The organism is Pseudanabaena sp. FACHB-1998 (assembly GCF_014696355.1).
In the GTDB taxonomy this organism is placed as follows: Bacteria; Cyanobacteriota; Cyanobacteriia; order Pseudanabaenales; family Pseudanabaenaceae; genus Pseudanabaena.
Window position 1 is genome coordinate 234,580 of sequence record NZ_JACJQA010000028.1, and the last position, 17,053, is coordinate 251,632.

Genomic DNA, 17,053 nt, shown 5'->3' on the forward strand with positions numbered 1-17,053 from the left:
TTGAGAGCGTGCGCCTCCTTGAGTGCAAAGCAGTGTAAGAGTAAAATTCGCCTATGCTAAAAAAAAAGAAATCTAAATTTCGCAAAAAAAAGCACCAAACTACCATAGAGGCTCAGCATACCCTCCAAAATCACGAACAAGCTGAGCTATTTCGCCAACGGCAGTGGCTGAAGCTATTGACTGAAATTACTTTTAAAATTAGGCAGTCGTTAGAATTTAAGGAGATTTTAAGAGCAACGGTAACTGAAGTACAGCAGCTTTTGCAGGCTGATCGGGTGCTGATTTATCAAATTTTTCCTGATGGCACAGGACAGGTGATTACGGAAGTTGTTTTACCCGATTCCCCAGAGATTCTGGGTTTAGAATTTCCTGAGGAATTATTTCCCCCTGAATATCACCAACTTTATGTCAGAGGTGAAGTTAGCGCGATCGCCGACGTTAGCGCTCGCCCAGAAGGTTTAAATGAATCAAGTTCTCTCAACCAATTATGGGGATTGCTGATCGCCTATCATGGCGATCGCCCTTATAAATGGCTAGATTTTGAGATGGAACTGATGCAACAACTTGCCGATCTAATTGGTATAGCTCTATCGCAAGCGCAGTTTCGAGATCATTTAGAAAAAGCTGTCAAAGTTCGCACTGTGGAACTACAGGAAGTCAATCATCATCTTCAACAGGAAATTTGCGATCGCCAAGCGATCGAACGCCTAAAAGATGAATTTATAGCGGTCGTTAGCCATGAATTACGAACTCCTTTAACTTCGATACATAGTGCGTTAAAAATTTTAACGACAGGGAAATTAGGAACCCTTTCAAAAGATGGACAGCGAATCCTAGAAATCGCTGACGATAATACAGAGCGCTTAGTGCGTCTGGTTAATAATGTCCTTGACTTGCAGCGCATCGAGTCTGGTGAAGTCCAAATGGATAAGCAAATCTGGAATGTCTCTACTTTAATGATGCAGGCAATAGAAGTAATGCAACCAATGGCGCAGGATCATGGCGTAATTTTAGTAGCTGAGCCAGTTGATATCCATATCCTAGTTGATTCTGACTACATCGTTCAGACCCTCACAAATTTAATCAGTAATGCTATTAAATTCTCTTCAGTTAACAGTAAGGTCTGGATAACGGTGGAAAAGAGACTGAACTCTGAAGTTCTATTTTCCGTTTGTGATGAAGGGCAGGGCATTCCATTGGACAAACTTGAAATTATTTTTGAAAGATTCCAGCAAGTAGACTCCTCTGACTCCCGCCGTAAAGGTGGAACAGGACTGGGATTAACCATCTGTCGCCAGATCATTGAACAGCACGAGGGAAAAATTTGGGCGGAGAGTACCCTTGGCAAAGGTAGTACTTTTTCGTTTACTCTGCCATTATTAAACCTATGAGGAAACTAAAATTATGTCAATTAAGAGAATTTTGATTATTGATGATGATGAAAGCATTCAAACAGTTATGCAGTTTGGGATTCAGATGGTTGTTGACTGGGAAGTACTAGTGGCTAGTTCAGGAATGCAAGGTATCCAAACTGCTTGCGCTGAAAAACTTGATGCTATCTTGCTAGATGTGATGATGCCTGACATGGACGGTATAGCTACATTTAAGACCCTTCAGGCTGATCCCCAAACTGCCCAGATTCCTGTTGTCTTGTTAACTACGAAGGCGCAGACTTCAGAAAGGAGACAGTTTAATAATTTACAGGTGAGTGGCGTAATTACGAAACCGTTTAATTCCCTTGATCTGCCTGATCTAATTACAAAAATGCTTGATTGGTAAGCCCCCCAAAATTTCTAAGCATTAACATCTTCAAAAGTGAAACTTAACAACCTTCCCAAATCTACATATCATTTTTAAATCCTATGAAACTATTATTAGTAGAAGATGATGAGGTCTTAATTGCGGTCTTAACAAAAATTCTGGCTGAAAATCGCTACATTGTCGATGTAGTCAAAGACGGGGAAATGGCATGGAGTTATGGTTCAACCTTTGATTATGACCTAATTATATTAGATATTGGTTTGCCTAAGTTAGATGGAATCAGCCTATGTCAACGCTTTCGAGCCGAAGACTATAGCACTCCCATTCTCTTGCTAACAGTCCAAAATTCTAGTACTACAAAGGTACGGGGGTTAGATGCAGGAGCGGATGACTATGTAGTAAAGCCCTTTGATATACCAGAATTAATCGCTCGAATTCGAGCCTTATTGAGACGGAGTAATGCAGTTTCTTCTCCCATCATTGTTTGGGGAAATTTACACTTAAATTCCAGTACTTCCGAAGTTTCTTACAATAATTTACCTCTCACCCTCACTAACAAAGAATACGAATTATTAGAAATTTTACTGCGTGACAGTCAGCATTTGCTGAGTGTGGAAGAGATTCTCGATCGCCTCTGGTCTTCGGATGAGTTTCCTTCGGAAGCCACTGTGCGCTCCCATATCCGAGGATTGCGGCGTAAGTTAGTAGCCGCAGGCGCTCCTTCAGATTTTATTGCTACTGTGCATGGACGCGGATATTATCTGAAAGTACCAGATAAATCTACGGATGCCGAAATATCAAAGCCCGTGGCAACTGTTCCTGCTACTTCCCTTAATCTAAAATCAATTACTCCAAACACTCAACAGGAAAAGTATTTAGAATTCTTAAATCAGCTTTGGGTCACTACTAAGCCGAAGAGTTTGGAACAGTTGATGGTATTATTTCAAGCGATCAAGAAATTGGAGTCGGGATTCTTGTCTCCTCATTTCCAAGAACTAGCCCATCAAACGGCTCATAAGTTAGCGGGAACTTTGGGAACTTTGGGATTAACGAGCGCTATGCAATTGGCGATCCAATTAGAAAACCTGCTTAACAGTCAAGCCTCCGACCAAAAAGTACAGTTAGAAACCTTAAAACCATTGGTGATTGCCTTAGAGCAGGCTATTCAAAGTACTAATTTCATCCAAAGCTTACCTACGAATTCAATTGCAGATACCTCAACTTTCTCGCTGAAGCAGTCTCGAACTGCAATTGAGCCTAAGGTGATGATTGTGGATGATGATGTTGATTGTTTGCGATCGCTTACGGAACTTCTCAACCCTTGGGGATTTAAGGTGACCACCCTAGCTGATTCACAGGAATTTTGGACAGTATTACAGTCAGTACTCCCCGATATCCTAGTTTTAGATGTAAATATGCCTCCTATTAATGGGTTAGAAATTTGTCAATCTCTTAGAAACGATCTAAATTGGAAACGTTTGCCAGTTCTATTTCTAAGTGTGATGACGGATGCTAATACTCAAAATCTTGCCTTTGGGGTGGGTGCAGATGACTATTTATGTAAGCCAATTGTCGGCATTGAGTTAGCTAACCGAATCCATAATCGTTTACAGCGAGTTAGAGATTACCAGCTTGGATAAATTCACGAAAGTGTTGTCGCACTTTCGTAAATTAAAAATCATATAGCAAAGCAAGAGTTAGCTAGTACAAACCAAAACCCAAAAAGCGAGTTGCGGCGCTTCGCGCCGCAACTCGCTTTTTGGGTTTTATGTCCTAAGCAAAACTTACATTGCTATACTCCGTAAGGATTTGAAAAGCCCACAATGGTAAGCCATTGTGGGCTTTGGGATTACTTCACTGGAGTAAGATTTACTTTAACGATAAAGTCGTTATAGTCAAAATCGCCACCACTAGGTAGATCCTCGAAGCCAAAGGTGTTGTTGCCGAGCAACCGCACATGGTCAATGCCATCGGAATTTGCTCCTAGGTAGGAGAAATACACCGCAGGATCGTTATTAGGATTGTTGTCTAAAATGGCATCGGGACGATTATTGATAATGATAAATGGCGCAAAGATGGAACCTGCTGCAAAAATCCCTGAACTAGTAGCTATAGCCTGATCGCCAACGCTCAAATCAATTCCCGCAACCCGATTGCTTATGGCTGCTTGCGTATATCCAGACTGCCCCACGGACACAATTGAGCCATCTGCCTTCTTGATATCACCTTTTTCGTTCTCAATCTTGTAGAAACCGACAAAGTTGTTAAAAGCGGCTTCCCGATTGAGGGTGAAATCAGCTTTCACTTGGGAGAACAGAGTTGTATCAACACTACGCAAATCTAGAACCTCACCTTCGCGTCGATCCTGCAACCCAGTACCCAAAAGCAAGTCGTCATCAGTAGCTTTGATATTAATTTCAAGATTATTGAATTTAATCGTCGTTTCGGCAGTACCAATCTCTTGAAAATTGAGAATAGAAGTAGTAGAGAAAGTCACCTTCTCAAAGGATTTGGTTTTCAGAATTAAGTCTGTCGTGGTGCTTTTATCGTTAATGGCATAAAAGCGGAGTTTGTCATTGTTATTAAAACCGAGCAAACGCTGTAAACCATCAAGACTAAATCCATTAGGACTATTAGCGATCGCGGAAACAATTACCTTAGCGCGTCCAAGAGCTTTCTCGGCATAGCCAGACTGATTGGGAGCAGTTCCATCGATATTGCCAAAAGCATCATCAACGATAAACACCCCAATTTCGCTCACCTGATTGGCAGACTTGCCTTTAATGGTGAAGGAAAGAGTGGGCTTAGGCTTAGACCCCCCAGATATATCAAAAACATCCGTATCATTCTTCTGAAATTTTAGAGTTGTGGGCAGATTGTTAGAAAGTTCTAAAATTCCCAACTTGCTTGGCACAGCCGAACCTACGGCAACATTAAAATCATTGTCATTGATCAGGGCTAGGGTGTTATTGTCAATGAGCGCTAAACCTTCTAGCTTCTCAACGCCTGTATAGCCTGACTTTGCAGCATTAGCAATCAAGTTTTTAGAGACTGGCTTGATGTTAGCGGCAGTCAATTCATCGGGTGTAAGTTGCTCAATGGTTTTGCCTGATGGCAAAGTAAAGTTGGCACTGTTGTTAATATTCGTAGCAGAGGCTAAATCGATTTGGTAAATCAATTTATTGGAAGCAGTGGTGGAAAGATCGTCTCGTTCTACAACCGCAAATTTGCCATTGCCCAAAGATACGGCATCACCAATCTTATCGGTTTTGGCGTTACCGCTACCACTGATGTCATCTAGCAGATAGAGATACTCACCCGTAACGGTTTTGGTCTTGATATCAAATTCCAAAATTCTCAAGTTGCGAGAATTGCGGGAAGTGGTATCACCAGCATTATCGGGGTTGTCGATCGCACTCTGAATGAAAGCATAAAGTTTGTTGCCTTCGAGAGCAACGGCTTCAAATCCGCGATTACTACGGCGTTGGGCATAAACTTCTGGCAATACTTCTGTGCCAAAAGTACCTACTGAAGAATTAGTGTCCGAGCCGCCTGTGAGGGTAGCCGCAGCCGTGGCAGTTCCTTTAGGAATGAAGCGGTCTAACAATTTACCATTGGTATCAAATTGATAAATTGCAGGGCGATATTCATCTACTACCCAGTAATTGCCATTGCGATCGAGAACAACTCCTTCGGAATCAATGCCAAAAACGTCATTTGGGAGAACTCCACCATCTAAATTGACCCCAATTTCATCGGTGTAGGCAATGCCGTTAGCTCCAGCCTGTAGGTTTGGCAAGCCAGTTAGTTTAGTGGTTCCATCGGCTCGGAAAAGCCCAGTTTCCTTGGTGATAGTAATTTCACCAGTGGACTGATTTAATTCAAAACTAATAATGCGGGGTTGAAACTCAGGTAAAAGGAATGGACGATTTTGTCCAGTAGGCTCACCATTAGGTCCGCGATCGGTGAGTGTAATAAATTTTAGATTGCCATTTTTGGCATTAGTACCTTGGAAAGAAAGTCCTGAGAATCCACCTAAAAATAAATCTTGTCCCTTGGAAGTGGTTCCAATTTTAGGAAGGTTTTTGAAATCATAGCTTGTAACATTGCTGCCCACATTGGTGGCTTGGCTATTAGGATCAACAACAACATTGTTCTCGCTAAGACTTGCAGCACCTGTATTTTTGAGAATAGCTAAAGTTTTACCGCCAAAGCTAATGGTGGTGTCGTTGCCAGACTGGGCGATCGCCAAATCACTTAATTTGGTAACTCCCGCCAAATCTACGCGAATAGTGTCCTGAAGTTGATTGAAATCATTAATGGTATTGGGATTATTCGGAACATCTACCTTAGCAATCCAGAAGATGTCTTTTCCAGATCCACCAGCGATCGTGTTGCCGCCTTGACCGCCAAAAATTGTGTCATCCCCAGCATCCCCAAAGACACTGTCATTGAAGGAAGCAAAAATTGTATCGTTGCCTTCGCCACCTGAAAGGGTATTGCCGCCTTGACCACCCGTTGCTGATAGCTCATCGTTACCAGCATCGCCGAATAGTTTGTCGTTCTTAAAAGCGAATAGCTTATCGTTGCCATCACCACCAGAAACAGTATTATCCCCTGCGGCAAAGCCTGCCTCAAGGTCATCATTACCCGCTAATCCTAATAGGGTGTCACCACTAACGCCTGCTGCGATAAACAGCTTGTCATCATTAGGAGTTCCAGTAATTGTAGCCATTAAAATTGTCCTCTTATTTGGTATCAGTTCTCATAAATTATTACTTTCCACCTTCGACGGAAAAATAATAATTCACTTGCTTCCAAAGCTTTATATAAGCTAAATAGTCGAAAAGACAAACCTCTCAAAACTATGCAAAAGATAGCTCCTGATATGGTTTGTCATGCTAGTTTTTTATTACGATCGCTTAGCAAATGAGTCTACAAAAAACCTCCAAATGGAACTTCCATTTGGAGGTTTATCTAATCATTAAACAGGTTGAGTATTAGAAAAGGCAAAGCTTGCAGCAGTCAAGGTAGTTGTATCAACTCCAGTCAAAGTCGCAAGGGTAACGCCATTCAACGCAATGGTGCTGCCAGTACGGGTCAATTGAGCGAAGGTTGCACCTGAACCGATCAAACCAATTACATCAGTACCAACTGCGAAGTCCACAATTGTGTTTACACTAGCAGGATTTTGTGCGCCAAAAATCCAGAATTGGTCAGCACCAGCGCCACCAGATAGCAAGTTAGCACCGCCAGCTTGAACGAAGAAGCGATCGTCGCCTTCGCCGCCCAATGCGCGACCATTGGAACCAAGGAAGAAGTCATCATTGCCAGCACCACCAGAAGCACGGTAGCCGCTTGCATCGGATGCGTCGAGGATGTCGTTGCCTTCACCACCAAATACGCGATCGTTGTTAGCAATGTCGATGGTATCTTTGCCACTACCAGCATCAACACGGTTGCCACTAGCTAAGGCTCCACCAATTACGCTATCAATCTTGTCATCACCAGCACCAGTGAAGACGATGTCATTAACGCCATCAAAGCCTGTAGTTACTCCAGCTTTTAGATCGTCTGCACCAGTAGAAGCACCAGCTACTAAAGATGTATTTTGAACGAGTTTAGCGGTAGGAGCAATCAGGAAGGATAGCTGACCACCACGAACGAGGTTGTCATTGGCTGTGACAGTGCCATTACCGTCAGTATCAAGGCTTCCAGAAGCACTGATGATAGTTCCATTTTGAAGCCCACCTGCTTGTACATCAAATACAAGGACTTCACCAGCTTTAGCTCCAAACAAATTGGAAACATCTAAAATACCTGAGGTTTCCCAGTTACCTAAATCTCCTGCTGCTGAATCAGTTTGAGTGGCAGGAAGTGCCAAGCGATCAATCTGAGCAATGCGGGTTAGAGTTGAGGAAGGATTAGCATTTGCAGGATCGATTGAGAAGATCGAGGTTTCTTGCTTATTGGTTGCGCTGCCACCAAATAGAGCGGCTGTAATTGCGCGATCTTCTTGGATGTAGATTTTGCCATCATCAGCCCAATCAAGGTTGTCAGGGCTACGCAGACCTAAACCTGTTGGTCCAACTACATTTCCGTCATATAAGATATCAAGCTTGGCGGTGAAGTTGTTGGTAGTAAAATCAACAAAATCTACATCAATCTTGTAAGTTGTTCCATATACATCAGGTAAAGTGCTTACACCAGTAGAAGCCAAAACGGCTTGCGTACCATCTTTAGGATTGGTGGAAATATCTTCTGGACGAGAGAACTTGAATGCACTTACTGCGGCTGCAAATTCATTTTGCTTAGCTTGTGTGGCAAAGCCTTGGAAGTCATAACCCGCAGTGTTGGCTTTGAGGGGATCGTAGTAAGGGATTTCAACAAACTTGCCGTTTGTCGAGGTGTTATTACCTTTAAAAGTACTTGCATCAAGTTCGATCGGATCAGAAGCATTTGGATCGTCTGCAACCCATACAAAAAGCTTACCTTGAGCTAGCCCGTTACGTTCGAGGAATGTAGTACCTTTCTTGTCACCAACATAGAGGTATAAAGGTGCGTTGTTAGAGTCATCACCGATCAAGAAAGCAACTTTATCAGCGCGACCTGTATTCATCTCGGTGACGTTTTCCCAAGATGCACGTCCGAACCAAGGCACTGCATACAAGGTATTGGTTGCGGTGTCTAATGCATACTGAGTACCGTCGGTAGACTCTTCACCAGTGAAAAAGATGCGATCAGCTAGACCGATACCGCTTCCAAACTGATTTGCTTCAAACAATGATGCTGAGCATAAACGAGCGAGTCCATTTAGGGAATTGTTTGTTGGAACGCTTGCTGAATCAAACCCGTTAATGTTGGTAGCAGAATAAGTAGTGGAATTGTTAACTTGATTGCCAGCACGGTTGATGATCTTGTTATAAGCAAGTCCAGAATCAACGATTTGAAATGTGCGCTTGTCAACATCAAAATAGCTAACTCTTGCGCCAGTGAGTTGAGCGCCGCTAGCAAGACTGTATTTGTAACCAACAGTTGGAGCCAATTCGTGGTTGACATATAAACGGACAGTATTGGTATTGAGAGAGAAAGCACCAATACCATCAAGAATACCTGGAGGAACATAGGTTCCAATTTTATCGCCAACGGTAAAAATAGGATCTACGGTATATCCTTGTAAACCCTTAACTTGAGATGGTTGAGTTGTATCGAAAGAGAGGCTTGCCATAAATTTTTGCAGTAACTGTCTAGATAACTAGATAAATAGATATTTCGCGATGAAATCCATTAAAGTCTGCCATAGCTTTCAGCAATATCTAAGTATGCTCAAACACATTGAACCGCGGATATTTTTAAAATCTATTTTTTTAACCTAAACAAAAACAAAGCTTAGTCATTTTTTAACTTATTGGTAACTAGTTCTTAAACTAAAGATAACCTTTAAAATATTTTCCCCAGCAAGGATTCTAATCTAAGCTACTTATTCATAGGATTTAGTAGTAAATATTACTTATTTGAGATTAGATAATATTTGAAAATCTTTAATGGTCTTTAAAATATTTTTATTTTGTATATTAAATTGATGTTTGTCAGTAGTTTTAAAGCTTTTATATATTTAGAGAAAATGCGTTTAACAGATTTTTTACAATTATTTTATGCAATTTAATTGTCAAGCTTTAGATTAGAAAGTACTTGTAAAAATACAATTTCTTATCATATATTGATTCGATTTTTATGTTTAAATACTCATTAATTTTTCTCTTTGAAGAAAATCACTTATCTTCTAATACTGAACAATAAAAACTGTAATATTAATGAAGGTAATGCAATTAAAACACTTGCTGTACACGCTTTAAATTGCATCGACTTAGTTGGTTTGCCATAATCCCTGACATACATTAATATTTAGTTCCCATGAGCAATCATTTTTATGCTTAGCTACTGGTAATATGGTTTTTTAGATATATAGTCGTTTAGTTAACCGTTTCATGACTGCAAAAACTGATCCTATTCAGGAATTTCTGAATCGCATACCAGAGTTACAAGATATAGATCGAGTTACTTTGAAAGAGTTAAATGAACGACTCCAGCCCTTACGCTATCGAATGGGGCAGGTGATTTTGCGACGGGAAACAATGCCCGCGCAGGTCTTATTTTTAATGGAAGGACAAGCGAGACTGCTTGGGCAAATACCAAAATCAGCATCACCTGTAACCGTAGATATTCTTAAATCAGGCTCAGTAGTTGGTTGGCTGAGTCTAATGCGTCATATCCCCTGTGAAACCGTAATTGCCTCGGTCGAGAGTACTTGCTTAGCTTTAGAAGCATCAGATTTTTTAAGATTTTGCGATCGCGATCCCGTATTTAAAGCAGCATTCACCAGCAAGGCGCAAGCGATCGAAGTATTTGACCTATTAGCTATAGAAATGGAGCGCAGGGCGCAAGCTCCCTCGAATTTTGCCAATATGGCAAGGGAAGCTTTAGGGGAAGCAGTCGTAATGACTCTAGAAGCTGGAAAAATGCCTCTAAGTAAGCTCGATCGCGATTTTCTGTGGTTAGTTAGTGGTGGTGATAATTTCCCTGCTCCCGTCGGTAGCCGTATTAGTGCCATTGGCGAAAATGACGTGCTGGAAGTTCCGCAGGAAAGTTATGTCAGGTTAATTGGAATAAGGGATACTTTTGCGGTCAAGGCTGAAGTTGTAGAAGAACAACCCGTACTAACGGCTCTAGATATTCCCTATGCGCCCGAATTGCCCACCGTGGGCGATCGCCAAGATCGTAAAGGCACAGACTATCCTCATTTCTATGGTCGCGGGCCCGTCGATGCTTCTCTGGCTTGCTTCCAAATGTTGGCTCGCTACTGGCAGATCCCCTTTTACCGCCATGTGGTTAAACGGGCGATCGATGCTCAATTTAACCGATCGCCAAAGTTGTCATTACAGCTATGCGGCGCGATCGCGGAATTAATGGGCTTAAATGGACAGTTATTAACCATTCCTGCGACTTCCATTGCTCAAGTGCCAACACCAGCATTAATACCTTGGCAAGATACCTTTGCGGTGCTGTACAAAGCTAGCGATCGGGAATTGGTACTAGGAATTCCTGAACAGGGAATTGTCACCAAAAAAACTTCGCAATTTGCAGAACTCTGGGGCGCATCGGGTCAGGTTCTATTAATTCAGCCCACCAAGGATACCCCCCAACAGAAATTTGGCTTATCTTGGTTTTTACCATCCCTCAAGCGTTATCAAAAAACCTTAATCACCGTTTTAGTCGCTTCCTTCTTTGTGCAGCTACTAGGACTAGCCAATCCCTTAATTACACAGGTAATTATTGATAAGGTGATTATTCAGAATGCCCCCGCTACCCTCAATACCCTCGGCATTCTCTTAGTCACAATTTCGGTTTTTGAAGCAATCATCAGCGCTCTACGCACTTACCTTTTTGTCAATACCACCAATCGCATCGACTTAACCCTCGGCTCCGAAACCATCGATCATCTCGTGCGGTTGCCTCTGCGTTACTTTGAAAAGCGATCGGTTGGTGAATTATCCAGCCGTATCGGTGAACTCGAAAATATTCGCCAATTCCTCACAGGCACAGCGTTAACCGTAGTCTTAGATGCCGTCTTCTCGGTGATTTATATCATCGTGATGATTTGCTATAGCTGGCTATTGACTCTTGTGGCGTTAGGCACAGTGCCTCTTTTTGCGCTCCTGACGTTTATTGTCGCTCCGATCATTCGCGGACAGTTGCGAACCAAGGCTGAGCGCAATGCTTCTACTCAATCTTATTTAGTGGAAGTAATTTCAGGGATTCAAACGGTTAAGGCTCAAAGTATCGAATTAAAATCTCGATGGGAATGGCAGAGACGCTATGCCCGTTATGTTTCCGAAGGTTTTAAAACCGTGGTAACCTCAACTACCGCAGGTTCCACTAGTCAATTTCTCAATCAATTCTCTAACTTATTGCTTCTGTGGGTCGGGGCATATCTTGTACTGAGTAATAATCTATCGCTCGGACAATTAATCGCCTTTCGGATTATCGCAGGCTATACCACAACCCCATTATTACGATTGATTCAGCTTTGGCAAAACTTCCAAGAGACCGCCCTCTCCCTTGAGCGCCTCAGCGACATTATCAACTATCCCCAAGAGCAGGAAGAAGCAGGTCGTCGGAATATTCCAATGCCAGCAATCATTGGCGCAGTACGTTACGAAAATGTGAACTTCCGCTTTGTGCCTAACGGCAATCTCCAATTAAATAATGTCAGTTTAGAAATTCCTGCGGGGAAATTTGTGGGAGTAGTGGGAGCTAGCGGTGCTGGTAAAAGTACACTTACTAAGCTGCTATCGAGACTATATGAGCCTGAGTCAGGCAGAATTCTGGTTGATGATTACGATGTGAGTAAAGTGGAACTTTATTCGCTTCGTCGTCAGATTGGCGTAGTTCTTCAAGATACATTGCTGTTTGATGGCACTGTCCAAGAAAATATTGCCCTGACTAATCCCGATGCCACACCTGAAGAAATTATTGATGCCGCTAGAATTGCTTGCGCCCATGATTTTATTATGCAGTTGCCTAACGGCTATGAGTCACGGGTGGGCGAACGGGGTGCGGCGCTATCGGGTGGTCAACGTCAGCGCATTGCGATCGCCCGTACAGTGTTGCAAAAGCCTCAGTTATTAATTTTAGACGAAGCTACAAGCGCGTTAGATTACAATACAGAGCGTCAGGTCTGTCTCAATTTAGCTGAGGAGTTTCGTGGGCGCACTGTATTTTTCATTACGCACCGTTTAGCGACGATCCATAGTGCAGACATTATCGTCGTAATGGATAGTGGTAGGGTTGCGGAGCAAGGAACCCATACAGAATTAATGGCGAAGCAAGAGCGCTACTATACGCTCTATCGTCAGCAGGAAGCGGCGGGTGAATCATGATTAATCATGATTTTTTGTTAGTGAAAATTGCAAATCTTAGATCAGGTGAAGGGCAATGAACAATAGTAATAACGGCAAATACGATCAGCAAGATCATCAATCAGGGCAAGAATCTAGCCAAATATCCATCAAGACCGATGCTCTAGTTGCTCAAAGTGCAAATAGTAGTTCTTTAGTGGAAAAAAATCCTGCGGCGATCGCTGTACAAACCTTCGATCAGCCCCTCGTTTTGCGCCAATCCCCCAAATGGACACAGGCGATTCTATGGACTTTGATTGGTTCGGTTACCTTTGGCTTAATTTGGGCAGCCGTCGCCAAGATTGAAGAATCAGTTCCTGCCCAAGGGAAATTAGAACCACAGGGAGCCGTTAAGGAAGTAAAAGCTCCTGCTAATGGGGTATTGAAAGAAATCTTGGTCAAGGATGGGGAAAGAGTAGAAGCGGGTCAAGTTTTACTGAGAATTGATGCTACAGCCGCCAAAGCTCAACTCGACTCCTTGAAAAAACTACGCCAAAAGCTTCAAGAAGAAAATCAGTTTTATCGGTCTCTGCTTAATGGCGATCGCGCCCCTATCGGCTCCGCGACCTTAGCGGAAATTCCCGCCGATGTCTTAGCCCTAGCCCGTAATCGCGAAGCATTGATTTCAGAAGCACAACTTTATCGCATCCAAGTCAATGGCGGCAATGCTAGTTTATCTGGCGATCAACAGGATCGCCTCAGAGCTAACCAAGCGGAGTTAAGTTCGCGATCGCAAGCTGCCGAAGCAAATATCGCCCAAACCATCGAACAACTCAATCAAACCCAAACTAAACGAATCGGTCGGCAAGAATCGTTAGCAATTAACCGAAAGATTCTCAATGATATTAAAGGTGTAGCGGATGCAGGGGGGATTTCCAAAATTCAATACCTCAAGCAGCAGGAAGATGTTCTGAATACAGAATCAGAAATTCGTCAACTCGAACAAGAGGAAATGCGCTTAAAAGCCGCGATATCCGAGGGGCGATCGCGACTTACAAACACCTTTGACTCCACTCGCAAAGAGCTAACTGTCCAAATCGGTGATAACACTAAACGGATTGCGGAAATTGATAGCCAATTTACCAAAGCTCTAGTGGATAACAATAAGCGCCTTGCCGAAATCGAAGGACAAATCAGCCAAGCGGAAGTGGCTCTGCAATATCAAGAACTCCGCGCTCCCGTATCAGGAACTGTGTTTGAACTCAAGGCGGGGCTGGGCTATGTTGCCAACACCAATAACAGCGAAAATGTTCTCAAAATCGTGCCTGATGATCAATTAGTCGCCAAGATATTTATCACCAACCAAGATATCGGCTTTGTAAAAGAGAATATGCCCGTGGATGTGCGGTTGGATTCTTTTCCCTTTAGTGAATTTGGCGATGTTAAAGGGAAGCTAATTTGGATTGGTTCTGATGCCTTGCCCCCCGATCAGGCAAATCCGACCTATCGCTTTCCTGCGAAGGTACAGATTGATCGGCAGACCCTTAAGATTAATGGTCGTGATATTCGCCTACAGTCAGGAATGTCCTTAACTGCTAATATCAAGATTCGCGATCGCACGGTGATCAGTCTCTTTACTGACTTCTTCTTTAAAAATACCGAAAGCCTCAAATATGTCCGTTAATACGCTACTTCCTATACTCAAATTAACCCTATGCAAACCCTAGAAATTAATGGAGATAAATTTCAGCCAGAACAACTAGTTGAGAAAATGATTAGCTCGGGCATGATGCCTCAGCTAATCAAAGAGATCACAATTGATCGCATTACTGCTGATATCTCTTTAACTTCAGAAGAACGACAGATTGCCATCCAACAAGCTGTTCAACAGTTAGGTATTGACTCGGAAGAGAAGTTACAAGAATGGCTGAAGCGACAAGGCATGAGTTTTTCGGACTTAGAAAAAAGATCAGAAAGAGCATTAAAGCTCTCAAAATACAAACAAGCGATTTGGGGAGCAAAGGTTAATTCCATCTTTTTAGAACGGAAACCTCAACTAGATCGAGTAGTTTATTCGCTGATCTGTACTAAAGACTTTTGTGTTGCTCAAGAATTATATTTCCGAATTAAGGAAGGTGAGCAATCCTTTGATGAACTAGCCAGAGAATATTCCCAAGGTCCCGAAGCTCAAACAGGAGGATTAATTGGCCCAGTGGAATTTGGTTCAATTAATGCTAACCTTGCCAAAATTCTGCTGGTTAGCGATGCGGGTCAAGTCCAGACTCCGACAGTTATTGGGGATTGGGTCGTTTTAGTCAGACTCGAAAAGTTATTACCAGTCAAGCTAGATGAATCCGTACAACAACGTTTAATCGATGAGAGCTTTACTAAGTGGTTAGAAGAATCTGTATCTCAACAGGTTACTTCTATCAAGATTATGATGTAGATGAGCCAGTGAGAGCCTTATCAAGTATTCTTCCGTCCCCATTAATTCACGAAAGTGGACAACACTTTTGTGAATTGGTATAAATCATAGTTTCACATCCCAGTATTCAGAATTTCCTTAGCAGTTAATTTCAAATTTGGAAATGTTGGTGAAGCGATCGCCTCATTACCGCGAAACAAATTAATTTCATACTCTCCATCTACCAACGCGCCGATTGAAAGAGTAGGTTGTTTAGGCTTACCAATATGTCGAATTCCGCCTAAACCTAAATAATCAGCAATCCAATATTCAGGAATACCTAAAGCCGCGTAATCCTCAACTTTACGTGCATAATCATTTTGCCAATTACTACTCACAACTTCTGCGACAAACTTGATTGAGCTACCCATTGTGATGATCGATTGTTCTTGCCAGAGCGATTCTTTCGCAACTTCCGTTCGATCTACAACTATTACATCAGGACGAAAAGCCGTCATACTTGCACTAGAGGGACGAAACAAGCCCCTTTGCAATACAAACCAAGGCAAGCCTAACTGCTCAATCTGAACACAGATTTTTGCTGTGATCAAAGCCGCAACTTCCTCATGCTGCCCCGTTGGTTCCAAATCGAACACCTCTCCATCAATCAATTCATAGCGATTATTTCCACCATAAAGCGCGATAAACTCATCTAGGCTTACAGGTTGATTCTGTACTGGTGCGATCGTCAGGGTCATAGCTCACCTATCCCCAATTAGTCCTTTCAGCTTACCAAATTTTAGGGGTAGGGGCTACTTTATATAGATATAGCAATGTAAGTTTTGCTTAGGACATAAAACCCAAAAAGCGAGTTGCGGCGCTTCGCGCCGCAACTCGCTTTTTGGGTTTTGGTTTGTACTGGCTAACTCTTGCTTTGCAATATTATAGATGCAACGCTGATGTTGCCGATTATTGCGGAAACTTAGTATGGTGAAATCATTTTTTCTTGGTAAACCAAACCTCTAAATCCTCAAGAGTCTGAAAATCCAAAAGCGCTTCAGCAAGACTCTCTAAGCGAGGGATATGTAGTCTCATAATTCGAGTATGCAGCTTTGGTGGTACAGTCCCAAACTTATGAGTCAGCAACCTCCGAACAATCGTAACTAATCCTTCTTTACGACCTTCTTTACGACCTTCTTGCCGACCTTCTTGCAAAATCTCTTGATATGTTACTGATTCACGCATGAGATCTCTCCTTAAAATTTGCTTAACAATATTTTTGTCTAAAACCAGACCAGCCAATACATAGGTTGCAGCTCCTATGGTTTTGCGAGTATTGAGATCAGGGATTTCGTCAATTTTTTGAGCAATATCTTGCAGCAAGCGCTCCTTGTTACTCTCGTTTACAAGTATAGCAAAGGGGAGCATACCTGAATATTTTAAGAATTTAGTTGATTCTTGTTCCCATAGTCTGATTACTTCAAATTCATGATAAGTTTTGCCATCCTCAAATTTGTCCTGAAAAACCAAATCTGAGTTTGTCTCTTTCAAGTAAATCACAACCTGACGTATTTTCTTATTGGGAAATCGCCTCTTACCGCGTACCCAATAGTCCAACATTCTGAAGGGAATTTGCAGATCCGCTTTAGTTTGAAATTCTAAATGCAGTAATAAACCCTCGGCTTCTAGCAAAATCAAACTATCGGCTCGAATCGGCTCAACTGCTAGCTCTTGCGGCTGGACTTGAGTTAATAAAATGGGTTCACCCAATAACCAAGAGGCAATATCAGTAGAGTAAGTTTCGGCAAGAAATTTGCAAATATTGTCAAACATTGACCGATTTTAGCTTTTTCAAAGAATCTGCACAAATTTTGAGTTAAGTAGCTACCTAAAAAACTATATGGTATACGCGCAGCGTGCGCCACAGGTTTTAGATAGCTACTTATAAACATTCACGCTAAGATGTAAAGGTTTGTTACAAATTTTCTAA

The 17,053-nt window shown here is 42.3% G+C and carries 10 protein-coding genes; 6 read left to right on the forward strand and 4 right to left on the reverse strand.

The genetic code is table 11. The annotated features are described in order from the left end of the window. Positions 1-53: 53 nt before the first annotated feature. From H6F42_RS12540 to H6F42_RS12550, 3 genes are all read left to right on the forward strand, one after another. Entirely contained in the window at positions 54-1,391 is a 1,338-nt protein-coding gene (locus tag H6F42_RS12540; RefSeq protein WP_190399699.1) for an ATP-binding protein, read from the forward strand. Positions 1,392-1,404: 13 nt separating this feature from the next. Next, complete coding sequence (locus H6F42_RS12545; RefSeq protein ID WP_190399700.1) at positions 1,405-1,779, forward strand: response regulator; 375 nt, start codon at positions 1,405-1,407, stop codon at positions 1,777-1,779. Between the two features lie 83 nt (positions 1,780-1,862). Next, a complete protein-coding gene (locus H6F42_RS12550) occupies positions 1,863-3,401 on the forward strand; it encodes a response regulator (RefSeq protein WP_190399701.1) in 1,539 nt (512 codons plus the stop codon). A 209-nt stretch (positions 3,402-3,610) separates the two neighbouring features. Here the strand turns inward: H6F42_RS12550 and H6F42_RS12555 are convergent, their stop codons facing one another. After that, positions 3,611-6,496, reverse strand: coding sequence for an esterase-like activity of phytase family protein (locus tag H6F42_RS12555; RefSeq protein WP_190399702.1), 2,886 nt, complete (start codon positions 6,494-6,496; stop codon positions 3,611-3,613). A 249-nt stretch (positions 6,497-6,745) separates the two neighbouring features. Beyond that, positions 6,746-8,989, reverse strand: a complete 2,244-nt coding sequence (locus tag H6F42_RS12560) for an alkaline phosphatase PhoX (RefSeq protein WP_190399703.1) — start codon at positions 8,987-8,989, stop codon at positions 6,746-6,748. 760 nt (positions 8,990-9,749) lie between these two features. Between H6F42_RS12560 and H6F42_RS12565 the strand changes: the two genes are divergently transcribed. The 3 genes from H6F42_RS12565 to H6F42_RS12575 are packed head-to-tail and all read left to right on the forward strand — an operon-like array spanning position 9,750 to position 15,105. Continuing rightward, positions 9,750-12,701, forward strand: coding sequence for a peptidase domain-containing ABC transporter (locus H6F42_RS12565; RefSeq protein ID WP_190399704.1), 2,952 nt, complete (start codon positions 9,750-9,752; stop codon positions 12,699-12,701). A 55-nt stretch (positions 12,702-12,756) separates the two neighbouring features. Beyond that, the gene (locus H6F42_RS12570) at positions 12,757-14,343 is read left to right on the forward strand and encodes an HlyD family efflux transporter periplasmic adaptor subunit (protein WP_190399705.1); all 1,587 of its coding nucleotides are present in this window, start codon (positions 12,757-12,759) and stop codon (positions 14,341-14,343) included. A gap of 30 nt (positions 14,344-14,373) precedes the next feature. Continuing rightward, positions 14,374-15,105, forward strand: coding sequence for a peptidylprolyl isomerase (locus H6F42_RS12575; protein WP_190399706.1), 732 nt, complete (start codon positions 14,374-14,376; stop codon positions 15,103-15,105). Positions 15,106-15,197: 92 nt separating this feature from the next. On the opposite strand, the gene H6F42_RS12580 is transcribed toward H6F42_RS12575, so the two are convergent. Both H6F42_RS12580 and H6F42_RS12585 read right to left on the reverse strand, forming a co-directional pair. Further along, positions 15,198-15,821 carry a Uma2 family endonuclease gene (locus H6F42_RS12580; protein ID WP_190399707.1) on the reverse strand — a complete coding sequence of 208 codons (624 nt, stop codon included), beginning with the start codon at positions 15,819-15,821 and terminating at the stop codon, positions 15,198-15,200. A gap of 238 nt (positions 15,822-16,059) precedes the next feature. Next, on the reverse strand, positions 16,060-16,896 hold the full coding sequence (locus tag H6F42_RS12585) for an Rpn family recombination-promoting nuclease/putative transposase (RefSeq protein ID WP_190399708.1): 837 nt from the start codon (positions 16,894-16,896) through the stop codon (positions 16,060-16,062). Positions 16,897-17,053: the final 157 nt, after the last annotated feature.